General features: G+C 47.2%; 25 protein-coding genes. 13 read left to right on the top strand and 12 right to left on the bottom strand.

What is annotated here, in order from left to right; genetic code table 11:
* The first annotated feature begins 5 nt into the window (after nt 1-5).
* Nucleotides 6-614 (top strand): flavin prenyltransferase UbiX, encoded by a 609-nt coding sequence (locus NC994_RS15285; RefSeq protein WP_190439151.1) that lies wholly within the window; start codon nt 6-8, stop codon nt 612-614.
* A gap of 78 nt (nt 615-692) precedes the next feature.
* The gene (locus tag NC994_RS15280; protein WP_190439148.1) at nt 693-1,430 is read left to right on the top strand and encodes a LapA family protein; all 738 of its coding nucleotides are present in this window, start codon (nt 693-695) and stop codon (nt 1,428-1,430) included.
* A gap of 129 nt (nt 1,431-1,559) precedes the next feature.
* Here NC994_RS15280 and NC994_RS15275 read toward each other — a convergent pair whose 3' ends face one another.
* Nucleotides 1,560-1,751, bottom strand: a complete 192-nt coding sequence (locus NC994_RS15275) for a hypothetical protein (RefSeq protein ID WP_190410913.1) — start codon at nt 1,749-1,751, stop codon at nt 1,560-1,562.
* A gap of 381 nt (nt 1,752-2,132) precedes the next feature.
* On the opposite strand from NC994_RS15275, the gene NC994_RS15270 reads away from it, so the two are divergent.
* On the top strand, nt 2,133-3,641 hold the full coding sequence (locus NC994_RS15270) for an NB-ARC domain-containing protein (RefSeq protein WP_190439146.1): 1,509 nt from the start codon (nt 2,133-2,135) through the stop codon (nt 3,639-3,641).
* A gap of 60 nt (nt 3,642-3,701) precedes the next feature.
* Here the strand turns inward: NC994_RS15270 and NC994_RS15265 are convergent, their stop codons facing one another.
* Nucleotides 3,702-3,929: a hypothetical protein gene (locus NC994_RS15265; RefSeq protein WP_190410665.1), complete on the bottom strand. Its 228-nt coding sequence runs from the start codon at nt 3,927-3,929 to the stop codon at nt 3,702-3,704.
* Between the two features lie 270 nt (nt 3,930-4,199).
* On the opposite strand from NC994_RS15265, the gene NC994_RS15260 reads away from it, so the two are divergent.
* From NC994_RS15260 to argB, 3 genes are all read left to right on the top strand, one after another.
* A complete protein-coding gene (locus NC994_RS15260) occupies nt 4,200-5,651 on the top strand; it encodes an NB-ARC domain-containing protein (protein WP_190439143.1) in 1,452 nt (483 codons plus the stop codon).
* 73 nt (nt 5,652-5,724) lie between these two features.
* Nucleotides 5,725-6,300, top strand: a complete 576-nt coding sequence (locus NC994_RS15255; protein ID WP_190439140.1) for a shikimate kinase — start codon at nt 5,725-5,727, stop codon at nt 6,298-6,300.
* A gap of 89 nt (nt 6,301-6,389) precedes the next feature.
* Nucleotides 6,390-7,283, top strand: coding sequence for an acetylglutamate kinase (gene argB, locus NC994_RS15250; protein ID WP_190410667.1), 894 nt, complete (start codon nt 6,390-6,392; stop codon nt 7,281-7,283).
* A 24-nt stretch (nt 7,284-7,307) separates the two neighbouring features.
* On the opposite strand, the gene NC994_RS15245 is transcribed toward argB, so the two are convergent.
* Nucleotides 7,308-7,868: a hypothetical protein gene (locus tag NC994_RS15245; protein WP_190439137.1), complete on the bottom strand. Its 561-nt coding sequence runs from the start codon at nt 7,866-7,868 to the stop codon at nt 7,308-7,310.
* 333 nt (nt 7,869-8,201) lie between these two features.
* Between NC994_RS15245 and NC994_RS15240 the strand changes: the two genes are divergently transcribed.
* The 3 genes from NC994_RS15240 (at nt 8,202) to NC994_RS15230 (ending at nt 11,209) form a co-directional block, all read left to right on the top strand.
* Nucleotides 8,202-8,726 carry a tetratricopeptide repeat protein gene (locus NC994_RS15240; RefSeq protein WP_190410669.1) on the top strand — a complete coding sequence of 175 codons (525 nt, stop codon included), beginning with the start codon at nt 8,202-8,204 and terminating at the stop codon, nt 8,724-8,726.
* 291 nt (nt 8,727-9,017) lie between these two features.
* A complete protein-coding gene (locus tag NC994_RS15235; RefSeq protein WP_190439345.1) occupies nt 9,018-10,325 on the top strand; it encodes a metallopeptidase TldD-related protein in 1,308 nt (435 codons plus the stop codon).
* A 56-nt stretch (nt 10,326-10,381) separates the two neighbouring features.
* Nucleotides 10,382-11,209 (top strand): DUF3153 domain-containing protein, encoded by an 828-nt coding sequence (locus tag NC994_RS15230; protein ID WP_347276212.1) that lies wholly within the window; start codon nt 10,382-10,384, stop codon nt 11,207-11,209.
* A gap of 65 nt (nt 11,210-11,274) precedes the next feature.
* Here the strand turns inward: NC994_RS15230 and NC994_RS15225 are convergent, their stop codons facing one another.
* The gene (locus tag NC994_RS15225) at nt 11,275-12,642 is read right to left on the bottom strand and encodes a mechanosensitive ion channel family protein (RefSeq protein ID WP_190428764.1); all 1,368 of its coding nucleotides are present in this window, start codon (nt 12,640-12,642) and stop codon (nt 11,275-11,277) included.
* Between the two features lie 308 nt (nt 12,643-12,950).
* Here NC994_RS15225 and NC994_RS15220 point away from each other — a divergent pair, with 308 nt between their 5' ends.
* The 3 genes from NC994_RS15220 to NC994_RS15210 all read left to right on the top strand — a co-directional run bounded on the left by NC994_RS15220 (nt 12,951) and on the right by NC994_RS15210 (nt 17,318).
* Nucleotides 12,951-13,643, top strand: a complete 693-nt coding sequence (locus NC994_RS15220) for a hypothetical protein (protein WP_190439132.1) — start codon at nt 12,951-12,953, stop codon at nt 13,641-13,643.
* A 92-nt stretch (nt 13,644-13,735) separates the two neighbouring features.
* Entirely contained in the window at nt 13,736-14,623 is an 888-nt protein-coding gene (locus NC994_RS15215; protein ID WP_190439129.1) for an ADP-ribosylglycohydrolase family protein, read from the top strand.
* A 241-nt stretch (nt 14,624-14,864) separates the two neighbouring features.
* Nucleotides 14,865-17,318: an HD family phosphohydrolase gene (locus NC994_RS15210; protein ID WP_190439127.1), complete on the top strand. Its 2,454-nt coding sequence runs from the start codon at nt 14,865-14,867 to the stop codon at nt 17,316-17,318.
* A gap of 53 nt (nt 17,319-17,371) precedes the next feature.
* Here the strand turns inward: NC994_RS15210 and NC994_RS15205 are convergent, their stop codons facing one another.
* Nucleotides 17,372-18,292 carry an alpha/beta hydrolase gene (locus NC994_RS15205; protein WP_190439126.1) on the bottom strand — a complete coding sequence of 307 codons (921 nt, stop codon included), beginning with the start codon at nt 18,290-18,292 and terminating at the stop codon, nt 17,372-17,374.
* 259 nt (nt 18,293-18,551) lie between these two features.
* Nucleotides 18,552-19,097 (bottom strand): HAD-IIIA family hydrolase, encoded by a 546-nt coding sequence (locus tag NC994_RS15200; RefSeq protein WP_190439121.1) that lies wholly within the window; start codon nt 19,095-19,097, stop codon nt 18,552-18,554.
* An 82-nt stretch (nt 19,098-19,179) separates the two neighbouring features.
* Here NC994_RS15200 and NC994_RS15195 point away from each other — a divergent pair, with 82 nt between their 5' ends.
* Nucleotides 19,180-20,688, top strand: a complete 1,509-nt coding sequence (locus tag NC994_RS15195; RefSeq protein ID WP_190439118.1) for a CIA30 family protein — start codon at nt 19,180-19,182, stop codon at nt 20,686-20,688.
* Nucleotides 20,689-20,770: 82 nt separating this feature from the next.
* Here the strand turns inward: NC994_RS15195 and NC994_RS15190 are convergent, their stop codons facing one another.
* From NC994_RS15190 to gmd, 6 genes are all read right to left on the bottom strand, one after another.
* On the bottom strand, nt 20,771-21,388 hold the full coding sequence (locus tag NC994_RS15190) for an ElyC/SanA/YdcF family protein (RefSeq protein ID WP_242029194.1): 618 nt from the start codon (nt 21,386-21,388) through the stop codon (nt 20,771-20,773).
* A 362-nt stretch (nt 21,389-21,750) separates the two neighbouring features.
* Complete coding sequence (locus NC994_RS15185; RefSeq protein WP_190439115.1) at nt 21,751-22,227, bottom strand: hypothetical protein; 477 nt, start codon at nt 22,225-22,227, stop codon at nt 21,751-21,753.
* Between the two features lie 329 nt (nt 22,228-22,556).
* Nucleotides 22,557-23,354, bottom strand: coding sequence for a carbohydrate ABC transporter permease (locus NC994_RS15180; RefSeq protein ID WP_242030340.1), 798 nt, complete (start codon nt 23,352-23,354; stop codon nt 22,557-22,559).
* A gap of 323 nt (nt 23,355-23,677) precedes the next feature.
* Entirely contained in the window at nt 23,678-24,250 is a 573-nt protein-coding gene (locus NC994_RS15175) for a 5-formyltetrahydrofolate cyclo-ligase (RefSeq protein ID WP_347276534.1), read from the bottom strand.
* A 166-nt stretch (nt 24,251-24,416) separates the two neighbouring features.
* On the bottom strand, nt 24,417-25,361 hold the full coding sequence (locus NC994_RS15170; RefSeq protein ID WP_190410679.1) for a GDP-L-fucose synthase: 945 nt from the start codon (nt 25,359-25,361) through the stop codon (nt 24,417-24,419).
* A 129-nt stretch (nt 25,362-25,490) separates the two neighbouring features.
* Nucleotides 25,491-26,570 carry a GDP-mannose 4,6-dehydratase gene (gene gmd / locus NC994_RS15165; protein WP_190439112.1) on the bottom strand — a complete coding sequence of 360 codons (1,080 nt, stop codon included), beginning with the start codon at nt 26,568-26,570 and terminating at the stop codon, nt 25,491-25,493.
* Between the last annotated feature and the right edge of the window lie 429 nt (nt 26,571-26,999).

The raw sequence follows: 26,999 nt of genomic DNA, 5'->3' as shown, positions 1-26,999 counted from the left end.
TACCAATGACCAAACCCCTTATCCTCGGCATCACGGGTGCCTCTGGCTTAATTTATGCCGTGCGTGCCTTAAAATTTCTGCTCCAAGCTGAGTACAGCGTTGAACTGGTTGCCTCCAAATCTACTTATATGGTTTGGCAGGCAGAGCAAAATATCCGGATGCCTGTAGAAGCAGTGGCACAGGAAATATTTTGGCGACAGCAAGCTGGAGTCGAAACGCAGGGTAAACTTTACTGCCATCCTTGGGGCGATGTGGGAGCCAATATTGCCAGTGGTTCCTTCCGCACCCTAGGGATGGTGATTATGCCGTGTAGTATGAGTACGGTGGCGAAACTGGCAGCTGGCTTAAGTTCCGACCTTTTGGAGCGAGCAGCAGATGTCCAACTCAAGGAAGGGCGGAAACTGGTTCTTGTGCCCCGCGAAACGCCCTTTAGCTTGATTCACCTGCGTAACCTGACGGCTTTGGCAGAAGCAGGTGCCCGAATTGTCCCAGCAATTCCTGCTTGGTATCACAATCCCCAAACAATTGAAGACTTAGTAGACTTTGTGGTGGCGCGTGCCTTAGATCAGCTAGATATTGACTGTATCCCGATTAACCGATGGGAAGGAAAATGAAAAATTAAAAATGTAAAATTGAAAATACAAGAAGAAATTCTGCATTTTTAAGCTTTAATTTTTAATTTTTAATAGATTATGCCTGCGATTCGGATTTTACTGCTGATGTTGGTGCTAGGGTCCGTAGCACTACTTGCTTTACAAAATTTGTCGCCGGTGCTAGCGCTGGTATTTTTGGGTGCTAAAACGCAAGCGCTACCTGTAGGGGTTTGGATTTTGGCAGCGATCGCAACGGGTGCCCTGGCTGGCAGTTTCCTGCAATTGTTGAGCTATCTGCAACGGCGTCCCTTACAAGCACGCATCCGCAAACTAGAAGCCACAGAACCCCCTCGTTCCAACCAGTCGCGGCGTGAAACTGCCCAATCTACCTATACCACTCAACAAACCTCTACCACTCAACAAACCAGTTACACCCCTCCCCCTCCGCCAGAGCCAACGAATACCGATGCGGATGGAGATGACTGGGAAGAGGAGGTTGCGGAGGATGATGATTGGGGGGATGAATCAGAGGAACCGCGCGATCGCACTCCAAGCCGACAACCGTTTGCAAAAGAATCTGTAGAAGAACGTACAACTTACGAGCGTCAGCAAGAACCGAAAAGCGCCTCTCGATCGGGTTCCGTCTATTCTTACAGTTACCGGGAACCGCGCAATTCTGGGGTGGGAAAAACTGAAGCCGTTTATGATGCCAGTTACCGGGTAATTACCCCGCCCTATCAGGAACCTGAACCTGTACGGAAAACCAATCCGGATGAGGACGACTGGGGATTTGAAGACGAGGACGACGAGTTTGACACTGATTGGAAGAACCGATAAGCCTAGAGGGTGACTTTTTTTTGCGAGGGTTTCCCTCAACCCCTCTCCGGGGAAGCATTCACACGCTTTATTATTTTGACTCCTGAATGCTCAAGTCATTAACCCCAAGAATTAACTCTAAACTACTACTTATAACCGCATCAGTTCGCGCGATTGCTGCTTGACAAGACCTGTCATTGCGGCTTTCTGCAAGGTCATGAAGGCATTAAAATCCTCATTGTCATACTTTTTTCTTAATAACTGTCGCAGTTGATCTTCAGCTTCAACGGTTAAATATCCAATAGTCAGTGCTTGTTCGACAAGTTCGCGGATGAGCATCATAATTTTTCACCAACTCAATCAATACCAGGAGAAACCATTAGGTTTTGAAATAGGGAATTCACTTCAGTTAATTTACGGATGCCTTTTCTGAGGCAGGGCAATATAATTGAGCCGCAGGGTAAGGTAATGCCGTTAAAACCTAGGAAAACCATCGCTTCACCTCTTTTCTCCCTCTCAAAGACTGTGAAATTTTAATGAACTTTAGATGAAAGTTAGATAAAGTCTCCCTAAAATTTAAGGATAGCCAAAATATTAAAGAAACTTCATCTAACAATCGTTATTAAATTCGTTAGAACTTCATCGTAACTTCGTTAGGATTTCATAATTAATCCGTTAGAATCAGGCGTTGACAGCCTTTATTGAGGTTAGCAACGCGAGAGAATGGTATCAACTGTTGAGCGGCAGGACGACGAGTTTACAGAAGCAGCAAATAATTGGCATTTGGAGAAGCTTTATCTAGATTTAGCATCTGCCAAAGGAAGGAGTTTGACGCCAGTTGAGAAGAAATTCTTAAGAGGATTGTTGTGTGGTTATAGTCCAGCAGAAATAGCAGACACTGTCTACAAAAGTCGCACTAGCAGTGCCGTTAGAGTTTACTTATCGAATGGGCTGTACAAATACATTCAAGAACTCCTGATTCGCCAGACGGGTGACGTTATAAAAATCAAGAACTGGAGCCGCGTCACCAACTTGCTCTCAAAAGCTGGATATAAAATAGATTCCGCTAACGTATCCGAACACGGTCAAGCTGAGACATCTGCCATCGGGACGGCGATCGCTTCCCAGGATTGGGAAGAAGTGATTGATGTAGCAGCTTACTACGGTTGCGAGGAAGAACTGGCAACCTTAGAGCAGTGGATTGTCCACGACAGCTGCCGCTTAGTGGCATTGTTGGGGATAGGGGGAATCGGGAAAACTGCTCTTGCTGTAAAGCTAGCAGAACAGATTCAGCAAGATTTTGAGTTTGTCATTTGGCGATCGCTACGTCATGCTCCATCAGTTCAAGATTTGGTGGCAAACTTGGTTCAATTTCTATCTCAAGGACAGGAAATCATCGGTGACGCAACCGCAGACGAGGGAATTTCCCTACTGATGGCTTATCTGCGATCGCACCGCTGTCTGATCGTCCTCGATCGAGCTGAGGAAGTTTTATCTCCTATCCAACACGCTGGATACTATCGTCCCGAATATGAGGGATATGGGGAACTGTTCCGACGCCTGGGAGAAGAACGCCATCCTAGCTGTCTGGTTCTCACCAGTCGGGAGAAACCGAAAGAAATTGCATCCTTAGAAGGGGAAAACTTACCCATTCGTTCCTTAGAACTAAGGGGGTTGTCAGCATCCGATGGACAAGAGTTACTGCAACTCAAAGGTTTAGTTGGCTCAACCGAAGAATGTAGAGTCCTGATCAACCGCTATGCGGGAAATCCGCTAGTCCTGAAAATTGTAGCAACGACGATTCAAGATGTCTTTGACGGGAATATCACCGACTTTTTAGCAGAAGGGTTGGTTGTCTTTGGGGATATCCGAGATCTATTAGATCGGCAGTTCAATCGCCTCTCGGACTTAGAAAAAAAAGTAATGTACTGGCTGGCAATTCGTCACAAGTTAATTCCTATACGTTCCTTGCGAGACGAGGTGGTGCCGGGAGTATCGAAACGGCAGCAGCTAGAAGCAATGGAATCTTTGCGACGGCGATCGCTGATTGAAAAAACCTCGAATAATTTCACCTTGCCACCTGTTGTCAGGGCGTATCTCGCTGACAAATTAGTTGAGCAGATTTGTGAAGAAATGACGACTAAAGATGTGGCTCTTTTATTAAGCTTGGGGCTAATTAACGCTCCATCTGGGAGATACGAAACCAACCGTCGTCTAACCTTACCGGGTTAACATTACCGGGTTAACAAAGGGCTGGAAAGGAGGATTTTTCGCCAATGCTTGGCTTAGCCGCTAGCATCTCCCACAGGAAAGTCGCTGAGAAAGGGCGAGTTCGCGGGACTCTTGCCTCACTTGACCCAGCATTGCAGCTTGCTGCAACTGCATAAAAGCGTTGAAGTCTTCTAATCCATACTTAGTTGTTAAAAGTCTCCGCAGCTGTTCTTCGGCTGCAACAGTTAAGTAGCCTGTACTCAAAGCGTGTTGGACGACTTCGCGGATATTGCTGAGGTTATTTTTCATGGTAGAACACCCAACTTTGATGATCCTAAGTGAGATTACCGTGCTTCACAATTTAACCTTATTAGGCAACCGTAACATTACTGAAATTGAAACAAAGCAATTATAGGGTAATTTCAAAGTAATTCAAAGCCAAGTTGGTTGCTCAAGTTAATAGTTTGCAGGATTTTGTTGACACAAAGCTCCAAATTTTGTCAGAAATACGCAAAAAGGTCTATCGGTATCTATATGGCTGGTGGATTTGACCTCAGAAGAGATAACAGTAACGTTTTTTTGTCCGCAAGCTTAAAGAAAAAGCTACACGAAGAATTCAACAGAAAGTACAAGCCTGAAGGCAAGCGTGCCTTAATGCAAGAATTTTTGAGTGCGTGGCGGAAACAACTCAATACACTTGAACCCTCCCGCCAAGCTTTACAAGCAATTTTGAACTCGGAGAGCCGCCAAACCTGCGAGTATCGGATTGCCAATGGCTTATGTCATCTGTTATTGAACTGTTCCTATGATGAATGGAGCGAGTTTTCTCAGAATGCTCCCGACAATTCTCAGAGCTTGCTATCCTGTCCAATCGGGGAAGAGGTCGGTTCTCAAGACTCCTTATCTACCACTCCTGGTATAAGATGCTGGGAGGAAAATCAAACCGTCAACGCCCCAACCGAAGCGCCACTAGCTCGGGGCAAAAAACGCCAGTGGGGCTTGTTTATCCCTAATCCGCGATGTCGGATGGTGTGGGGGCGAGAAAGCTTCATTCAAGAAGTATTGAACCGCTTGGACGATCCCACAGAACTCTCTATTTTTTCCCTCAGCGGCAGTCCAGGGTATGGCAAATCTGAAGCTGCCAGCCAAATTGCGAAAGAAGCACTCGACAGAAATCTGTTCGCGGATGTGGTGTGGGTGACAGCGAGGCAAAGCGAGTGGGTGGATGGTTACATCAGCCAGGAAAAGCAGTTTGAGGCGCTGACGTGGAAGAAATTTTTAAATGAAATCGCGTATCAACTGGATTGTCCCCCTGAGCGAGTTCACCAGCGTTTGAGAGCAGAGAAATTGCTTGTCGTCTTGGATAATGCGGAGACCGCACAAGTTGAAGATATTCTGGCGAACCTTATCAAAATGCTCAACCCCAGTCGGGCACTGATTACCAGCCGACACCGAACTAAACCTCCCTATGTAAGATTAATTGAAATCCCAGGACTCGAAGAAAGATGGTCGTCTAAATTGTTGGAGGATGAGGCAAAATACAACAACATTTCGGTAATCAAGCAGGCAAGCAACGAACAGCTTTATCAAATGCATCAATTGTCTTGTGGCGCACCCTTAGCACTGCATTTCCTGGCTGGGCGAGTATTCCACGATCAAGCACTTGAGCCAATCTTGTCGGAATTAAAGCTTGCCAGCCGACAAGTTGAGACCTTCTACCGCTTCTGTCTGGAGGCAGCGTGGCAGCGAATCAATGTGGCAGCAAAAAGTGTACTGCGTTATATGGGCGGGGTAGATGTAACGGTTAGCAGAGCCGAGTTGTCTCAAGTTGGGGAATTGTTGGATTCAGAGTTGGATGCGGCACTGGCGGATCTGAGACGATGGTATTTGATTGAAGACGTACAAGATGAGCTAGGCAATCCCCGCTACGATCTGCATCCTTGGGTGAGAAGCAGCGTGCGTGGAGGATTGGTAGAAAAGTGGCAATCGTCGCTGGAAGACTTGGATAAAGATAGCTACCGGGAAATTTGATATGTAGGTAAAAGAGTTAATTTCTTCCGTTGATGGTTACACTAGGACAGCGATCGCTCTGGCAATTGTAAATATGGAAAATAGCAATCAGAACCTACGCGACCGGCTCAAGGGCATCAATGTCTATCTGATTGGCATGATGGGTGCTGGGAAGACAAGCGTAGGACGCTTATTGGCACAGCATCTGGATTATCGCTTTTTCGATACCGACGCTGTAATTGAGCAAGTTGCGAAAAAATCGATTAATGAGATTTTTGCCAGTGACGGCGAAGAAAGCTTTCGGAAGCTGGAAAGCCAAGTGCTGTCCGAATTGTCGGCTTATACGAAGTTAGCGATCGCTACTGGCGGCGGTATTATCCTGAAGCGAGAAAATTGGAGCTATCTCCAACACGGTCTCGTCGTATGGCTGGATGTCCCTGTGGAACTTTTAGTCGCCCGTTTGCAAAACGATACCACCCGACCTCTGTTAAAAAACGCTGACATCGCGACCGAATTCCCAAAGCGGTTTGAGCAACGAAAACCGCTGTACGCCCAAGCCGACCTGCACATCACCGTTGGCGAGGGGCAAACTCCCGAACAAATTGCGACGCAAGTAATTGAAGCAATTCCCGCAGTTCTTAAGCCAAAGCCAGACAATAACGGTCAGTAAAACTGGAAACAGCCGCCTCTAATCGTGCCGCAGACGCCAGTATGCACTAAACTTCTAGAAAACGATTACTGGCATCATCCTGCTAAGCAATGCTTAACGATAGCGAATACCTCAAGAAAGCTGAAGCGACTCGCGTTCGAGTGCTAAGCGAAGCACTACCCTACATCCAGCAATTTGCCGGTCGCACCGTTGTCGTTAAATACGGCGGCGCGGCGATGAAAGACGCTTCGCTCAAAGATAAGGTAATGCGCGACATTGTATTCTTATCCTGTGTAGGCTTGCGTCCCGTCGTGGTACATGGCGGTGGTCCAGAAATAAACTCTTGGCTGGGCAAACTGGGAATCGAACCCCAATTTAAAAATGGCCTGCGCGTGACCGATGCCGCCACAATGGAGGTGGTGGAAATGGTTTTAGTGGGTCGGGTCAATAAAGAAATTGTCTCCTTAATTAACCGTGCTGGCGGTTCCGCTGTTGGACTTTGCGGCACAGACGGCAACTTGATCAAAGCCCGACCAGAAGGGGTAGAGGGCATTGGTTTTGTGGGAGAAGTGAACAGTATTGATATCAAGCTTTTGCAGTCACTGGTCAGTAGCGGATATATCCCTGTAGTGTCTAGCGTGGCAACCGATGACAGTGGACAAGCCTATAACATCAATGCGGATACCGTAGCTGGGGAACTTGCGGCAGCTTTGGGGGCAGAAAAGTTGATTTTGCTCACAGATACAGCAGGGATCTTGCAGGATTATAAAGATCCCTCCACTCTGATTGCCAAAGTGGATATCGCCGAAGCGAGGCGTCTAATTGAGAAGGGTATCGTGGGCGGTGGGATGATTCCCAAGGTGAAATGTTGCGTGCGATCGCTTGCTCAAGGCGTTCGGGCTACTCATATTATTGACGGTCGTATTCCCCACGCACTGCTATTAGAAATTTTCACCGACGCCGGTATCGGCTCGATGATTATCGCCTCTGAGTTTATGACTTAGGGTTTATGACTTAGGCGTGCGCGATTAACGAATAATAATCTGCCTGGGTTGGTTGAAGCGTCTGCGATTGCCTCGCGGATTCACAATCACTGGATTAATCAGGATAGAATCCCGAATCTGGGGATTGATTAAGGTGGGGTTGATCAGTGTTGAGTTGTTGACTCTCCTGTGCGATCCCACCGGGTAGCTGGGATAACTCGGATAGGAGTTGGGATAACCCTGGTAGTAGTTGGGATAACTCGGATAAGAGTTGGGATAACCCTGGTAGTAGTCGGGATAACTCGGATAAGGGTTTGGATTGACTCGATAGTAATTACTCGATCCGCGATCGCTCATCCCCGTCGTTGGGTTTATCGGAATCGGACTGGGAATCGGACTGCCATAAACAAAGCTACCCGACGACGGCTGGGGAACTCCATGCTGGGGAAATCCATAAGTAGGCACGCCTTGCTGAATGATTAATTGTGCCTTGGCTGGGGAAATCGCCCCTGTTAGTACCGTAATGCCCAGCGTCAAGGGTGCTAAGCCGGTAGCAAGGCAAAACCGATGAAAACAATGCAACGGCAGAGGTAGGGTTTTGAGCATGGTTTTACATCCTAATCTTTTGGATGGTGCTAAGTATGAAAGTTTAAATGACTTCTTAAGATAAACCCTGGCAAGGCGAGGAAAATTCCCCTCGTTGATTCACCTGAACGGGTGATGTTGAAACAACGAAACAGAAACCACCCCTTACAGACGATAAATCTTCCGAGCTGGCAGCTTGCAATTTTTGTCTTTGGATGCTCTCGAAAACCCTGGCAAAGGCAATTGATTTTAGCCGTCTTGATTACAGGATAATCTGCTTCGCTAAAATTTAAAGAGGCTATCGGTGATGACGTACAAAGCACAAAAAAGTTCTCTTTAAATTCGATTGGCACAGTGAATTCAGAAACCCAGGAAATTATTAGAACCGAGTACCAGACTGGCACAGCAGCATTTGAGCGAGGAAATTACCGCCAGTCAGTGCAGCATTTAGAGAAGGCAAGTAGCTTGGTGACTCGAAACTCCCGATTGGGAGGAGAAATCTTGATTTGGCTGGTGACGGCTTACGAAGCAGCAGGACAAACAACAGAAGCGATCGCCCTCTGCAAACAGCTGCGACATCATCCCGATCCACAAACTAGCAAGCAAAGCCGTCGCTTACTCTACATTATGGAAGCCCCGCAACTCAGCAGGCGTCCAGAATGGTTGACAGAGATTCCCGATCTCACAACTCTCGCTGACAGCGAACCGGAATTTCGCCGGGGGAGCAATCTTCAGGGTGCTACGAAAACTCCTCAAAAGCGTCCAGAACCGGAACCCATCGATCTCAGCCAAGTAAATACCAAGGACAATTTGTTTATTTGGGTTGCCTTGGTTGCCATTGGTTTGACACTCGGTGGATTGGCTTGGTTTAATTTTTGAACGCTAATTTTATCTGTGATTGAGTTCTTGTTTGGCTTCCCGCAAACCTTTTTTTATGCCCAATATGGCGTGACTGGATGGGCTTTCCTAGGTTGGGAAAATTCATCTAATCGCAAATCCAGCTTCTGTTTGAGTTGTTGAGGAGATTTTTCTCCAATTAAAAGTCGTAGAACAATTAGCAGCAGTCGGTAAACTTCCTGTCTGTCTTTACAGCGGTATTTAGGGCAGTAGTGCGACGAGTCCCGCTGGTAGCTTTAAGATGGTATGGGTGAAGCGGGAGAACCTGAGATGGTGACTGATGCGACGCTGGAGCAGATTCTGAAATTGGCGAAGGGACGAACCGACTCCGCTGAGGTTTACTATCTATCAAGCCAAGACACACCAGTTGAGTTTGAAAACAATCGCTTAAAATCCCTGCAAACCAAAGCGCTACAAGGAGTAGCGCTGCGGGTGCTACACGAAGGGAGGCTGGGTTTTGCCAGTTCCACTGACTTGACGCGGCTGGAAGATTTGGTGGATGCTGCCGTACAAACTTCAGAAATTGGCGATAAGGCTGAGTTTGAATTTGCTGCGGATGTACAGGTGACGGAACCGGAAAAAAAATATACGCCACCAGCAACCCAGGAATTAGTGGAAGTGGGCGATCGCTTAATTTCCCAAATCCACGACTATAACCCCGATATTCTGGTAGATGTGGGATTTCACGTCCGGGCAAATAACGTAAAGATTGCAACCAGTGAGGATGTCTACGCCTCGCGCACCAGCCAGGTTGTCAGTGCCAGCCTTTCGGGGAATTTGGTACGGGGTGAAGATTTTCTTCAGGTTTATAGCTCTGATATTGCCCGTGAAGGCGTCCCAGATTTTAACCGTCTCCTGGAAGATTTGTTACGAAAATACGCTCTAGCAGAGCAGCCAGCGACCATCAAGAGCGGATCTTTCCCCGTTCTCTTTAATCCTAGAGCCGCCGCTAGTGCCATCGGACGCTTATTTAAGACAGTTCTCTCCGGTCAAAGTATCGTCCAAAAAGCCTCTCCTCTCGTCGGGAAACTGGGCGAAACCCTATTTGACGAACGCTTAAATTTATTTGAAGACCCCAGCATCGGGTCATCTGCCTGTGCTTTTGACGATGAAGGGACGCCTACCCGTCGCAAAGTGTTTATCGACAATGGCACAGTCAAAGAATTCTACTGGGATCGGCGCTGGGCAGCCAGGGCTGGTTGTGAGTCTACAGGAAACGGCTTTCGGGGTGGTTTGTCTCGTCCTAACCCGGAGTTGGTAAATCTCTGCTTTGCGCCTGGGAGGACATCGACAGCGGATTTAATTGCCAGCATGGATGAGGGGGTGATTGTGGATCAGGTTCTCGGTGCTGGACAGTCGAATCAAATGGCGGGAGAGTTTTCTGTCAATCTGGATTTAGGCTACAAGGTAGAAAAAGGTCAGATTGTCGGTCGAGTCAAGAATACGATGGTGGCTGGTAGTATTTTTGAGGCGTTTAAAAATCTGGTGGATTTGGGCGATAAGCCGGAATGGGTAGGCGGGGGTAGCTTCTTGCCGAGTTTGTTATTCCAGCAGTTGGGTGTGGCGGCGAGGCAAGGGTAACGAACGACTTCCGGCACTAGAAAAGGCAACCAGAGAAGTAAGGAGGAGAGAAAGGCGTGAAGTTAGCTGTGTTGAGTCGGAGTGCAAGGGGTGCTTTCGGTAAAGTATTGCCGAAAATGCGGGTTCTTTGGGCGATGCTGTTAGCGGTCGTGTTGCTGTCGGGCTGCGTTCAGTATGATGCTGGGGTGAGGTTCGAGAATCCGAACCGTGGCGAGATTGTCCAGCATATCAAGTTGGGCGAACAACTGACGGCATTGAGCAGCGAGCAGGCACAGGAATGGTTAGATAGCCTTCAGCGTCGGGCGCGACAATTGCAAGGGAAAACGAAGCGCATCTCAAACCAGGAAGTTGTGGTGACAATTCCGTTTGCTAGCGGTGCGGAACTGGAGGAGAAGTTTAACCAGTTTTTTAATCCCCCTGCAAAGAAAGGTTCTCAGGCGGCGACAGATACAGATTTACCAAAGATTAATTCCCACCTGAGTCTGAGACAGGGGAATTTCCTGTTCTGGATACGGAATCACTTAAGCTACGATTTGGATTTGCGATCGCTCGGCGTTCTTTCTACTAACGGTAACGTTATCGTTAGTCCCGGTTCGCTGTTCGATCTAGACTTTAGCTTGAGAACTCCTTGGGGGGCACGGAGTGTTGAGAAGGCGGAGAATGCACTCAACCCAGTTATCTCAGAGAAAGGACATCTGTTAGTTTGGACGCTCAAACCCGGTGAAGTGAACCATGTTGAGGCGGTATTCTGGCTTCCCAGTCCCCTCGGTATTGGCACCCTCGCAATTATCTTGTTAGTAGTGGCAGGGTTTTATTTGAAATACAACCGAGGCAAGGGAAGCGGTGTCAGTTCTGCACCCCCATCGGTGCCACAGGTGCCGTAAAAAAGCGATCGTGCTTTATTCGGAGCTAACAATTCGGAGCTAACAGACTGGGAGCCTAGAACAGCTTACTTGCCGTTCGGAAGCCGCTTCTGGGAATCCCAGTCGCTGGGATAGACATCAGCCTCAGTCTGCGATTTGCGTACTAACAATGTATAAATTTCAGTGGGTATTTCAATCTCCGCTTTGTGCAAGGCTTCTTTAATTGCCTCATTTGCTTTAGAAGTTGTTTCTAAAAACTCCAAACGCCGAGAATTCACCCAAAAGCGGATTTCCAAATTCACCTTTCCAGAATCCAGTTCCCGGACAAGGACTTCTGGCACTGGTTTTGGCTGCACGCCTTTGACTTTAAGAACGGCATCAGTAATCACTTGTTTAGCAGTAGAGATATTGGCACCATAGGCAATGCCAACCGTAACCGAACTGCGGCGGTGCTTGAAAGCTGTGTTATTAATAATGCTGGCAAGGAAAACTTCTTGATTCGGGATATACACCTTCCGCCCATCATAGGTATTTAGAGTAGTTGCCCGCAGTTGAATTTGGGTAACGGTTCCCTCAAATTCCTTGATCGTCACTTGATCGCCTAACCGAAAAGGTCGGGCGGCAAGTAAAATCATCCCGGAAATATAGTTACTGAAAACCTCTTTGAGGGCGAAACCAATCGCGACGCTGGTAAGTCCCAATGCCCCCAGCAAGGCCCCAATGTCAAGCCCCAAGACGCCTAGAGCGATGACAGAGCCAATAACCCAGACTCCACCGTATCCCACTCGCCCCATCAGAATTTCAGTGCTGCGATCGCCTTCTGTCTCTTTCTGCGCCCATTTTAAAGCAATGTAACGCACGCCTCTAGCACCTACCCAGGTGATGCCAACAACTACCAATGCCCCTAAAATTAAGGGCAAGCTGCTGATGGCGTCCCGTACCAGATCGCGCACGGTAAGATAAAGTCGCTGTCCAACATCAATGGCTAGGGGCGGTTTTTTGAAAGCTTGATTTAATTGATTCGCCCATTTCTCGCCAAGCACCTCTACAGACACCCCAAAGTCGCGGGCGTCCTGTTGAGTTACTGACATTAAGACTCGGTTATTGAGTTGTAAGGTGGCTATCTTCCGTGGATTGTCCGGTTTAACGGTGACTTGCCCCAAAGCCTCTGATTGCAGCAGTATACTGGCAATCCGCCGATTGATAATTTGCGATCGCTCTTGAGCGCTGATTCCCGATAAACTACCTACTTGAAAAACTGGGCGTCCTCTGACAACAACATCAGCAAAATATTGTTCTTCAGTTGAAATCCTTACGGGTGTGGATTTTGGCGAGGTAGCCTCCTGGGCAAGCCCAGATGGAATGGTAATGAAGAAAATGCTGGTAATGACAATCAAAATCTGGAGTCGCTGTGAGCCTTGCTGCCCAGTGCAACGATGAAAAAGAATTTTCATATCCATTCCGAAGGACGACCAAATTTAGCATAATTCGCGCATTTGGCATCTGAATTCTTACTATAGATAGGGAATCTTACTCTAAGTTTCAGTTGTTGCATTTCTCTTCCCCATACTTGACTTGTTTTCCGTCTATAAAATTTGATGAGCGATCGCTTGGTGTTCGTTATTCATTTTTTTATCTATCTTTAGGCGGATGAAAATACTTGATAATTAAAACTCTTTATTTTTAGTAAACTGCAACACTGAATAGTCTTACTCGCTCTGCTACTCTGTTGAAACAAAAATTATTTTAATGGAGAAGCGCAGTGCACACTTCAACAAAATCCTATCTTCCAGAAGAGCTATGTAAGGCTCCAGATTATCATTTAGCTGAGAATTACCCAAAAGATTTACCAGAAGTTGAAATAGGTTCTACTAAATCTAAATACTTAGACTCCCTAGCACCCATTAGTGCTGTGCAAGTTTTTGAAGACATACCAGGTATAAAAAAATCTACTTTCTCATTTGATACAGAGACAGAGACTTCCTTTGAAGTTTGGACTATTCTACCCAACAGGGTATTACTTCCCGAAGATTTAGAGTTTCTCAAGCAAGACAAGCATCGGGTAGAATTAATCGCGAAACAACTGGTTGAAATTGGTAATTCTTGGCTGAATTCACGAATTTTTGACAAAAAAATAAAAGTTCAAAGTTGGGAAGATATTCTAAGTATTTTGGACAAGTATGAATATGCTTATGATTTAATCGATATTATTGAAGTTCCTTATAAAATTAGTAAAACAAATTTACAAAACGAATCTAGTGAAAAAGCTAAATATTGGAGTATTTCTCCGCCGAGTTGGAATATTTCCCTGAAGAAAACTCGCAGTTTTAATGGATGTTATATCGTTGATGACTACAATTCATCTTATAATTTCTCGATAGAAGTTTGGATAGGCATTCCTTTTTTGAAAAATATCCAAACAGGAGAAGTCATTACAAGAGAAAATTTTCAGTGAAGATGCGATTCTACTGGGGAGACGGTAGACTATAGCACGGCAGATGTTGAGAGAACGCTGTCTAAGTCGCGATCGCCTCTACGATAGAAATCATGCGCTACTCTCTGTTAAGTCGGTTTCGCGGCACCTTGTTGGGCGCTGCATTCGGGGATTTCACCCCTTTGAGCAAAAAACAGTCTCAGCAGCCTACTAGCTGGGGCAAAATGGCGGTTTGGGGTGCAGAAAGCTTAATTGAGCGGGGTAAATTCGATTTCGCAGATTGGCGTCACCTCACGGAAAAATTTGTGGAGATAGAGGCGAACAGTGCTAACGCGCCTACGCCAGGAGCGATTATTGCCACACTGCCGATTGTGCTGTTCTCCCATGAATATAAAGCCAAACTGCGGCAAAATTTAGAACAAGTTGTCAGCATCTGGCAAGATGAGCCGGAGTTAAGAGATGGGGCGTTAGCAGTGGGATACGCGATCGCTCAATGCCTTCGAGAAAAACTCAATCGGGCCACTTTGATTCCCAAAACCCTTGCCTTCCTAGCTGATTCCCAGACGCCTCTGGTGCAACAATTAGAGCAAGTCCAAATTTTATTAGCAGAAAATGCGAGCTTAGAAATAGCGATCGCTCAACTATGTCGGAATGCCCAGCCTCAGAGTACCCCCATCGCTCTGGGTTTTTACTGCTTCCTCAGTACTCTAGAAGATTTTCGCCTGAGTGTCGCCCGTGCTGCCCGTAGCGGCTACCAACCCCCGATTACCTGCGCGATCGCGGGTGCTTTGTCAGGAGCATATAACGGTACAGTGGGCATTCCTGCGAGATGGCGGCTAGCTTGGAATCAACCTAAGTGGGGAATCACCTCAGATGCTCAGTTGTTTCAACTAGCAGACAATCTCCTTGCTGTTTGGTCTGGTGTTTATGATGCCTCAACAGCAAAGCCAGTCCAGCAAATCAGCGCTGTAGCAGCGCCCCATGTAATTCAACGGCGTTAATTTTTTTTAATACCAGCGATCGCTACTCCATGCAAGCTAAGCTGGTCAAAGAAAATTAAATTTAATCGGATAAATCCCCCAAGGGGGATAGGCAATTTAGGCAGTGTTTTGTAAGGTAGGATGAAGCCAACAAAGGGGTGCCATTAAGGGTAAAGATTGCTGTAAGGTGCCTTTTATGAATGCCAATCTACTTTTCGCTACCATCACTCCTGTCGCCTAAAACGACAGCCATACTATAAACATGAAGACGCTTCAGTCATTGACGCACCAGCTTGATCAATGGCGGCGGACGTACCAGCCCCTTCGCAGTCTTTTACCATCCCGACTTTTTGATTCGCCTGCCGCTATACCAGGGCAAGGTCTAGGATTAGGTCTTGGCGCTACTCTCCAAAACCGCAGAAACCGTCCTCGGATTGTTTGGCTGCTGGCAGTGGTGTCCCTCACCGGAACAATGGGGCAGCGCTACTACAATGCGCCAAAGCTCGCCGTCGGCAAGATAGCACCGCAGACGATTCGGGCAACCTTTGACGCTAATGTCGTAGATACTTTCACCACAGAAGAAAAACGGAAGGCAGCCCGCACAGGTGCCGTGCCCGTCTTGACGATCCAGCAAGACGTAACCGAACAAGTTTACGATGATTTGGAGCGATCGCTTCGTACCGCCGACGACCTCCGACAACTAGCCGGTTCTTTTCCAATGGTTCCGACTGCCATACTGTCTGCTGCCACTCAGATTGACCTCCGCAAGTGCGCGGAGTGGGAGTGGCGCTCTATATTGGCAGCGGTGGACACTGACATGAAAGTGAATCAACCCCAGTCAGGGTTATTGCCAGATGCCAACGGTCAATCGAATATTTCCGCAACACCTGCTGTCGCCGAACTCCAAGCTTACCATCAGGCCGCAAGTCCTCAAGATTTTTTAGCCCTAATAAGCACGATTAACCAAGCCCGCGCGCAATACGCCAAAGCTGTCGCCGCCTTCTCAGATGGCAATCCAGAAAGGCGCTACGATGCCTCCCTGCTTGACTTGTCAAATGAAGCTTGGCAGCAAACAAAAACCGGCATCCCCCAGGTTGCCGAACGGATGCTCACCCAAGGGATTCCCCCAGGCTTGCCTGACAGTATCTTACAGCAAGCGTTGAGAGTGCAAATGAATTTGCTCGTTCCCCCGGAAGCTGAGCCGGTGGCAACCCAAATGTTGCTCTGGGGACTGCGCCCTAACTTAATAGAAGATCCAGAACAAACGAAACAACTGGCAGAACAGGCAGCAAAAGCGGTGGCACTGCAAACGATCGCAGTTCGGCAGGATGAGGTGATTGTCCGCGCCGGTGAAACCATCTCCCAGGCAGATTTTGTGCTGTTAGAGTATTTTCAATTAAGCCGCCGGAGCCTTAGCTGGTCTGGATTGATTGGTTTTGGAATTCTGGTCACGGGTGGCGTGTGTACGTTCTGGCGGGTGGAACGGCGATTTAATCCCCAAATCCGGCAACGAGATCACTTGCTGATATTGCTGCTGACTTTGAGTACGCCAGTGTTAGTGAGTTTGGGCGTTCGCTATACGAATTTGCCAGCGGTGGGTTTATTAGTGGGCAGTTTTTACGGTTCTGCGTTGGGTGTCACCGTTGTAGGACTGCTGGGTGGAGTGTTATCGGTTAGCCTGCCAATTACTTGGGATTATTTGCTGGCGGGTGCGGCGGGTGGAATTATGATGAGCTTACTGGCAGGGAAAATGCGATCGCGCGAAGAACTCGCTTTCCTTGGCTTTGGCGTCGGATTAACTCAAGGCACTGTCTACCTGATTGTGAATTTGATTCTCGGTGCCGCAACAGGTTCAATTTGGTACACCGTACTCCAAGAAGCTGCCTTATGCGGTTTTTCCGGTTTAGCGTGGAGTATTGTGGCGCTGGGTCTGAGTCCCTATCTAGAACACGTCTTTGACTTGGTGACACCGATTCGTCTGGCGGAACTCGCGAACCCCAACCGTCCCTTATTGAAACGTTTAGCCGCTCAAGCTCCGGGAACTTTTCAACATACGCTGTTCGTTTCCACCCTGGCAGAAGCCGCAGCGCGGGAACTGGGCTGCAATGTAGAACTTGTTCGGGCTGGTACTTTATACCACGATATTGGGAAAATGCACGATCCATTAGGATTTATTGAAAATCAGATGGGCGGTCCCAACAAGCATGATGAAATTAATGACCCCTGGAAGAGTGCTGAGATTATCAAAAAACACGTGACTGAGGGCATGGTAATGGCGCGGCGATGCCGTTTGCCCAAGGCAATTCAGGGGTTTATCCCGGAACACCAGGGAACAATGTTGATTGCCTATTTTTATCACCAAGCGCAGCAGATAGCCGAGAAAGACCCGACGAAAATTGTGCGGGAGGAAGATTTCCGCTATGATGGGCCGATTCCTCAGTCGCGAGAAACGGGGATAATGATGTTGGCAGATTCCTGTGAGGCAGCATTGCGATCGCTTAAAGATGCGACTCCAGAACAAGCCCTCTCCATGATTAACAAAATTCTCCGCGCCCGTTGGCAAGACAGCCAGTTAGCTGAGTCTGGGTTAACGCGAGAAGAACTATCCCGCATTGCGGAAGTTTTCGTCCAAGTCTGGCAACAATATAATCACCAACGCATTGCTTATCCCAAATTTACGGTTAGCTCAGACAAAGGATGTAAAGCATCCGTTTAATAGAAGAGGATTCGCGTAGCTGCGCTCTACTTCGCAGGCTGAGAAAAACACAATTAGCAATTCGCTGCTGAGAAATAACCTTGAAGCAGTCCAATTACGACTTCTGGTTGCTCTAAATGAGGTAGCACTCCCGTTCCTACAATTGGCTGAAACCGGCGAATTGCTTTTGGATTGAGTGCAGCCAAACGTTTCCCTAGATTCACACTGATAAATTGTGCCTCCTCACCCCACAAGATAAAAGTCGGCACCGTCAATTGCTGGATATACAGGGCGAGGTCAAAATAAAGATCGCCCCGCAAAAATGCCAGCGCTGCGTATTCCCCATTTGGCTGCTGCGCTGACGCCAAATAAGCCTCTACTATCTCTTTAGACAATCGTTCTTGCTTAGTAAATAGGAAGCGTTCTAGAAAACTCTGCACCGCCACTTCGTTTGTCGCCCCAAGCGTATAAATTAGCTTATCTAACAGCGGCGTCCCAATTACTTGAAGCGGTAATCTGCGCCCAGCATCTTGCCCAAAATCGGCAAAACCAGATGGACAGACTAAAAATAGCGTTTGGAATAACTCCGGACGTTCAGTTGCCAGACGGATTGTGAAACCCGCCGTCAGCAAAGATGCCACAACTTTTACCGGGGTAAAGCTTTGCTCTCCTCCAGAAATCACAATTTTCTCAATAAACTCCGTCAGCGTCTTCAAATAGTCTGCAATTTGATAATCTCGGACTGGATGAGCTGACTCTCCCCAACCAATTAAATCTGGTGCGAATATGCGGTGAGTCGTTGCAAAAGCCGGGTACACCTTCGACCACTCGTAGGCAGAAGCTCCGCCACCAAAGCCATGCAGGAAGATTAACGGTGGCAATTCAGCTTGTCGTTGCCCTAACCACGAGTCCTCTACTGCGGTATAGTAAACCATCGAACCGAGGGAGGTTTCTATGACTTTTTGCTCAAAACCAGGCGGTTGAAACTGAAGCATAGGCGCTAACAAACCTTAAGCTTACATCTTTAATTTTGCGTACTTTTGCGCTTACCTTTGCGCTCTTTGCGTTAAAAGACAGCCAATTTTGGACTAAAGGAAATAGTAACCGATGAATCTGCATTTGCTGGAGCAAAATCTATGGCAATTACAGTTGCGTAAGCATCAATCGCTGATGCTGGCACAGTAATTGTTACCTCACCCAACGGATCGGGATTGGAAAGAGTGAGTCGGCGATCGCATCCTCATCCCCATTTGTTCAAACGTCAGTATCGCCATAAGTTTGTCTCCAGCTTTCTGCTTGCTGAAATTTGATACCTGCGGCTTTTGCAGCATTTCTGTCATCCGAGCGGTCGCCTACCATTAAAACCTTCTCTGGCAAGTGCTTTTGTATTGCCAAATTCAACATTCCTGGATTCGGTTTGCGAAACTTTCCAGATTCAGAGTGCTGGCTGTAGTTAACCATATCGCTGGGGGTTACGCAAAAACACTTTTTTCCTTCAAAGTCAGGACAGAAATAAATTTCTTCTATCTCTGGTAATAATCCCAAAGTGTATTGCTGCTCTTTAATGCAACTTTGCAGAGATTTTTTACCACTGGCGACACCCCCTTGATTGGTTACGCCGACAATTTTCCAGCCAGACGCGGCGAAGTAAGCGATCGCTCCCTCAGCGCCTTTAATAATCTGCTGATCGCCGGGACGCTGGATAAACTTGTGATCTGAAAGTGGCGATCGCACGGTGCCATCAAGATCGAGGATGAGTAAGTTAGTCTCAGCATTGACAGATGAACGATCTTGCTCCATTAGAGAGTTGTTTTCAAGTCAGTTGGCTATTAAACAAAGATAAGGGGAAAAGTCAGCTAAGAACGTGGAATCTTACAAGAAAATGACGAATCAAAATAACCGATCTAAATGGGATTTCGGCAGATTTTTGCAAACGCTGACCTATTTCGAGGTGATTCCTTTCTTCAACTGCCTTCAGCGGTTACTGCAAGGTCGCACCAAGGATAATCAAGACAAACCTACTGGAGGAAAGCGCGTGGGAGTGATACTGGTTGCTGGGGCGACGGGTGGTGTCGGTAAACGAGTCGTGCGGCGACTGGTTGAACGGGGTTATCCAGTGCGTGCCCTCGTCAGAAATACTCAGAAAGCGCGGGAAATGCTTGGCGACAACGTAGAACTCTTTGAGGGAGACATCACCATCCCAGAAACATTGACTCCGGAAATGATGTCGAACGTTAGTGCTGTAATTTGTTGCACTGGGGTTCGGGTGCAACCAGTCGAGGGCGATACACCAGATCGGGCGAAGTATTATCAGGGTATCAAGTTTTATATGCCCGAAGTCGTTGACAGCCCGGAAATCGTGGACTATCAAGGCATCCAGAACTTAGTGCAAGTTGCTGCCAACTACTTTAGCCCTCAGACGAAGGGGGGAGCTGAAAAAGTAGTATTTGATTTTAGCAACCTTTCAGATGACATCAAAAATACTTGGGGTGCGGTGGATGATGTCGTTATGGGTGGCGTAAGCCAGAGTGGGATACAACTGGTGGAAGGCACAGCCCTGTTTGCTGGCAACGTGTCAACCGACAACTCTGGTGGTTTTGCTTCCGTCCGCACCCGCAACTTCGACACTCCAATTGATTTGGCAGGATACGAGGGTGTGGAATTGCGTGTCAGAGGCGATGGAAAACGCTACAAATTTTTTATCCGCACCGAATCCAGATGGGATGGCGTTGCTTATTCTTATTCTTTTGATACCGTAGCAAATACCTGGATCGATGTTCGCGTTCCCTTCGCTGACTTAACTCCTGTGTTTCGCGCCAAAACTTTGCAAGATGGCGAAGCAATTAACCCTAGCAAAATTTGCTCGTTCCAGTTGATGCTGAGCAAGTTTGAATACGATGGAGAACTAAATCCAAAATTTTCACCGGGAGGCTTTGCTTTGCAGGTGGAATCTATCAAAGCTTATGGCGGCGCGATGCCTCAATTTATCATGGTCAGTTCGGCAGGTGTAACTCGTCCCGGCCGTCCTGGAATCAATTTAGAGGAAGAACCGCCAGCAGTGAGAATGAACGACCAACTAGGAGGAATTCTTACTTGGAAATTGCGCGGTGAAGAAAGTATCCGTGAAAGTGGAATTCCTTACACAATTATTAGACCTTGTGCGTTGACTGAAGAACCGGGAGGCAAGGCGTTAATTTTCGAGCAAGGTGACAATATTCGGGGCAAAGTCAGCCGGGAAGATATTGCCGAATTGTGCGTGCGATCGCTAGAAGAACCGAAAGCGTGTAATCTTACCTTTGAGGTAAAAGAGGCAGAAGATAGCCAAAATCCCGACTGGGAAAGCTTATTCTCCAGCTTGCAAAGCGATCGCATTGCAGCAATCAAATCGTAAAACAAATAGACTTCTTGCCTCTGCGGTTTTATAAAAAACTCCGTGCAAGAAGTCTACTATCTTTACAGATATTTGCCTGTCCCTACTTTATTCCCTCAAATTGCCCCAAAAAAGTTGGTTGAGGACGGATAAGATTAACCTCTAAAACGGCTTTCACCGTCGCGAGTGCTTCCCGCGTTGTATAAGATTTCATCACCCCATCTCCATACCGTCCCCAATCGGGTGTACCCAAGCCGCTCGCATTCACACCTAATTGACGGCAAGTATACACGGCGCGTGACAAGTGGAACTGCTGCGTGATGACAACCGCCTGTGTCACCCCAAAAATCTCTCGTGCGCGATAGCAACTTTCATAAGTGCTGAAACCAGCATAATCCAGAGCAATATCAGCAGCCGGTACACCGCGATCGCTTGCGTAGCGCTGCATCACGCTCACTTCATCGTAGTCGGTGCGGCTATTATCGCCCGTCATTAAGAGTTTTTTAACGCGACCCATCTGATAAAGTTGCACAGCCGCTTCCACCCGATCGGCTAGCATCGGTGTGGGGCTACCGTCGGGCAATACGCCTGCACCAAGAACAATGGCGACACGCTCAGCCGGAACTTGGGCAGGATCGGTATAGCGATCGCTTCTGGTAACTGCACTCACATAGTAAATCGTCGCTGGAGCGATCGCGGCACTTCCCAACAACAGGAGCAGAAAAACACGACGCCAGTTAGACAAAAACCATTGACGCACGCTCAATCAAACTCCCCCAAACGTTATCAGAAATCTGTTCTAGCTAGCCTCAAGGAATTGCATCCCCACTCCGGAAAATATCAATCGGTCAAAATAACCCCTTAAAAAGAAAAACCCCTGGCTTGTCTCCAGGGGTAAACATCAGGGTGCATCTAACTAATCTTTGTTTTACATAGACAACGTAGCTATATCCGGAAGAAAACTAATTTCTATACCTCTACGTCTTCAGTTGTTCTTCCGATCGGAATTTGAAAGATTAACGAGCGAATCAACTTTGTCTAATTAGGCAGAGTAGGAAACGCCCAGCCTGTCTAATCCAGGCTTCACGCTGCTGTAGCAGTGGCAAAGAACAACTTCTCTAAGTTTTGTGGCTGCATAAATGCTACGTATTGAGGGGCAATCTCTGGGGGTAGCAGTTCAATCAATAGCTTGTTCTCAATCCACAACTCGATTACATCAAAAAACGAGTCCCGGCTACAGCGCAGCACGCGCCAGCCTTCACGGGTGGCAATTTTCTCAATCTGTTCTTGGCTCGTCGGTACAGATATGGCAGCATGGGTAGCTGTAAACGGTGAGTACAAAACGTTTTGAATGAATGCTGCCTGCTCGTAACCTTCACCAGGTATCATTTCGGTACCAACCGGATAAATCTCAATCATCGTCCCGTACTCATCGCCAGCAATAACGATATAACTGCCTGGATTTGGTGGGAATGGGGCAACCTTCCCATTCCATATCTCTGCAAAGACATTGGCGACGTGAAGGGGATTTTCAGCGGGGAGAGAAATGTGGTGAATCATAGAGAGTGACTGCTCCTGAAGGAAATCGCTGCAAGAATTTAAATTAGGTACTTCTGAAACATCCATCTGAGTCATTGAAATTTCGCAAACAGCCAGGTTGTTCCCACAAAGTTCACCCGATTGGGTGAGTTTCCATCACCTGATTGCATGACTTAAATCGAGGTGAATCCACTTAAATCTCTCGTGCGCGATCGCTTTCGGGTCGAATTCAGGACTCTTGGAACTGAAAATAAAGCTAACAGTGGCACCGCTCTGTTTCTAAGGGAAATTTCTGGTTGGATAGGGTGCTTTGATAAATCTTTGCGCGATCGCCTTAATCTGAAGCGCCATTAACCTTTGACGCCGCTACCTGCATCTGTCGGCACAATATATCGCTGCAAAAAGAGGAAGACAAGCAACACTGGCGTAATTGAAATGACAGAACCCGCTGCAACCAGTCGCCAATCCAGGGACAATGCCCCGGCAAGGGTGGCGACGCCTAGGGGGAGGGTGTAATATTCGGGTCGGTCAAGGACAATTAAGGGCCACAGGAAGTCACTCCAAGAACCGATAAACACAAAGATTGCCAGCGTCACCAGTGCTGGGCGAATTGCCGGAAGCATAACGTGCCACCACAAGCCTAGCTCCGAGCAGCCATCCATCCGAGCAGCTTCTTCCAGTTCTTTGGGAACGCCCTGAAATGCTTGCCGCAGTAGGAAAATCCCGAAGGCAGAGGCGATGCTTGGCAAAATAACACCCAAATAGGTATTTCTCAAACCTAGCTGTACGGTCAAGATGTACAGGGGAATCATCACAATTTGGAACGGAATCATAATCGTGGAGACAACAGCCGCAAAAACCATGTCTCGTCCCCGAAAATCCAGCCGTGCCAAGGGGTAAGCGGCAAGCGAGCAGAATAGCAGATTTAAGCCCACTGTCAGCACTGCCACCAGGGTACTGTTGAACAAATACTGACCAAAGGGATTGGTTTGCCAAACGGTGATGAAGTTCTGGAATGTCGGCTCTTGTGGCACTATCTGGGGTGGGAACTGAAAGATATTTTCAGTGGGAGATTTTAAGGAAGTACTGATGAGCCAAAGTAGAGGAAAAAGCATCACTAGCGCGATCGCTCCCAGGAACCCATACATCCAAAAAGTTTTAACTTTTGAGTTTTGAGTTGTAAAAAGGCGATATATCACGTTTGTTTTTTGAGTTTTGGAATTTATCATTGGGCGACAATAGCTGTTTTCTTTAATTGGAATCAGTCAATAAAAAATAAATAATTATTTCTATTATTATTAATAATTTATGATGTTTGTTTTTAGAAAAAATCTTGCTTTTAATCTAATTAAGTCATATTATAGTAAGTGTATTGGTCTAACCAAATGCTTGTTTTAAGTAGGTGGTTGGAGCGCAGATGACATTGTCCTCTGCGCGGAAATTAAAAAATAAAAATTGAGAAATTGAGATTTCATCGCATCATCCTCAACCCCGTTTCTGTACAGATGCCCTGCAAAGATTTATCCCAGCTATCAATTGGCAACTCTAGGGAAAAAGCAAAGTCAAAGACAATGCCGATAGTTAATTTGGTTGCCCATTCAGATGAATTGAGCAAGCGATCGTAATAACCACCCCCATAACCTAAACGATATCCCCGCACATCACAAGCTACAGATGGCACAAGAATTAAATCTACCTCTGTTGAGTGTAAAACAGGGCTATCTGGGTGCGGTTCAAGAATACCATAGGCACCTTTTTGTAGGGAGTCTCCAGGTTTCCAGAGATGCCAAATAAGACGATCGCCAACACACCGAGGAAATCCCCATTGGCGACGAGCGCTAATGAGAGGGCTAAGGTCAGGTTCTTGGCGAAAACTGAAATAAGCTAAAACAGTTTTGGATTGGGTAAATAGGTGGGAAGATTCCAGGTGGGTACAGATGCGATCGCTCTTTTCTCTCCATTCCTCCATAGACATCAATTGCCGTGTTTTGAGAAGCGATCGCCTCAATTGCTGTTTATCCAGTTGATGATCGACTTTGTTCACAAGTCTTATAACTTAAGGTTTGTGGCGAGGGGGGCTATCGTCCATTCCGTGACTCGATATCCTGCGGACTTATTTTGCGATCGCGACCGCTACTTTCGCTCCTGGCAACGCAGAAACCCGTTTTGTTCGGCAAAACGGGTTCTTTACACTGGCGAGTTTTTCACGCTTACTCAGCGTGTTGCCGATACCAATCGATTGTGTTCTTCAGCCCTTGCTTGAAGTCTACTTGGGCAGTGAAGCCAAACTCTTGCTTCGCCCGTTCTGTATCTAAACAGCGGCGCGGTTGACCGTTCGGCTTATCGGTTTCCCAGATAATTTCGCCCTGATAGCCCATCAGTTCGCAAATCAGTTCTACCAAATCCTTAATAGAAATTTCATAACCCGTTCCCAAATTGACGGGTTCTGCGCCATTGTAGTCCTGGGTACCCATGACGATACCCAAAGCAGCATCTGTAGAGTAGAGAAACTCGCGAGTGGGACTCCCGTCGCCCCATACAGGTAGCTGCTTATCGCCTCTAGCTTGAGCTTCGTGGACTTTGCGAATTAAGGCGGGGATCACGTGGGAACTCTTGGGATCGAAGTTATCTTCCGGCCCATACAAGTTCACTGGCAACAGGTAAATACCGTTAAAGCCGTACTGCTGCCGGTACGATTGGAGTTGTACCAGTAAAGCTTTCTTCGCAACGCCATAGGGGGCATTAGTTTCTTCCGGATAGCCATTCCAGAGGTCATCTTCTTTGAATGGTACTGGCGTGAACTTGGGATAAGCGCAGATAGTCCCTACACAAACAAATTTTTGAACTCCTGCTTGATAGGCAGCATGAATCAGTTGAGTGCCCATCATCAGGTTGTCGTAGAATAATTCAGCGGGTTTTACCAGATTCAGACCGATGCCACCGACGTGAGCGGCGAGGTGAATCACGACATCCTGCTGCTCAACGGCGCGTTGACAGTGTTCTAAGGAGCGGAGATCGTACTCGCGCGATCGCGGTATCGTAATCTTGTTTTGATCGGCTCCGGCTTTACACAACCGATCTACGACCTGACGCCCCAAAAAACCAGCTCCGCCAGTGACGAGAATCCGTTTATCGCTTAAATCTAAAGTAGCCATATCTCTTGCCATCCTCCACTGGATTCAGGATATCTCCAAAAATTGATGAGTGATGAGTTAATGAAAAACTCATCACTCATCACTCAGTAGGGTGCGGGGATCGCTCTTGCCCCTACAACTCAAAACGACTTAATCGTGCATACTACCTACATTCTGGCGAATCGTAGCAAGATCCAGAGGTGAGTGCGAACCATTACCATTCGGACAATTCAAGCCCAAAGCTTGCATATCCGCTTCCACCATCAAGCGAACTAATTCTTCAAAAGTAACCGATGGTTTCCAACCCAGCTTTTCGTGCGCCTTCGTGGGATCGCCAATCAGTAAATCCACTTCCGCTGGGCGCAAATAGCGTTCGTCAAACTCTACGTAGTCTTTCCAATCTAGATTGACGTGTTCAAAGGCAATATCTAGGAATTGACGAATGGAGTAAGTTTCTCCCGTGGCGACAACGTAATCATCCGCTTCCTGTTGCTGTAGCATCAGCCACATTGCTCTTACATAGTCTTTTGCATAGCCCCAATCCCGCTTGGAATCGAGATTGCCCAGGTAGATTTTTTTCTGCTTCCCGGCAACAATGCGAGCGATCGCTCTGGTAATCTTGCGCGTTACAAACGTCTCTCCTCGCCGCGGACTTTCATGGTTAAAAAGTATCCCGTTACACGCAAACAGCCCGTAGGATTCTCGGTAATTCACCGTTTGCCAGTGAGCGTAAAGCTTCGCACAAGCATAAGGACTGCGAGGATAAAACGGTGTGGTTTCCTTCTGAGGCACTTCTTGTACCTTACCAAACATCTCAGAAGAACCCGCCTGATAAAACCGTACTTCAATGCCGGTACGCTGCTGGTAATCTCGAATTGCTTCCAAAAGGCGTAGCGTCCCCATCCCGACCGCATCAACCGTGTATTCCGGCGAGTCAAAACTAACGCGGACGTGGGATTGGGCACCTAAATTATAAATTTCTACCGGCTGGACTTGTTCTAAAATCCGGCGTAGAGTTGTGCCATCGGTTAAATCGCCATAGTGCAGAAACAACCGCACCCCCTCTTTGTGAGGGTCTTCATACATATAATCGATTCGGTCTGTATTAAATGTAGAAGTCCGGCGAATGATCCCGTGAACCTCATAGCCTTGCTCAAGCAAAAATTCGCTCAAGTAAGAACCGTCTTGTCCCGTAATGCCCGTAATTAGCGCTCGCTTGCGTTGCGTCATACTTAGTATTCCCTATAGCCTGTGACGAAACAATCGTCTTAACAGTAACTGGTAATTATCCTGTAAGCTTTCTCTCGCTAACATTGCAGCAAGAGTCACTTGCACCCAAATTCATGAAAAATCCCTCTGTAAGTAGAGGAAATCCTTAATTCACTCCTTACGTTAACGCAAAATCTCTGGCGCAACATCAGGAATATACGTAGATTCTTCTAAGCCTCGGCAATAAGACTTACGTATTTCGACGGTGGACTAAATGTTGAGCAAAGAAGAGGGGAAAAGCTTCTTGCAAGAGTACCTACAATACCTGTTGCATATAGCGGTTCTCACATGAGAGGAATACACTCTGAGGTATCAGGAGCAACGTAGTAACAGCAATGAGTGAACCAGCCAATCATGTCTTTAATGGTGACTGAATTGAATGCTTCTGTA

Source organism: Trichocoleus sp. AS-A1 (assembly GCF_039962015.1).
In the GTDB taxonomy this organism is placed as follows: Bacteria; Cyanobacteriota; Cyanobacteriia; order Cyanobacteriales; family FACHB-T130; genus FACHB-T130.
Note: the sequence above shows the minus strand (reverse complement) of the source record. Positions and strands in the feature narration are given on the sequence as shown.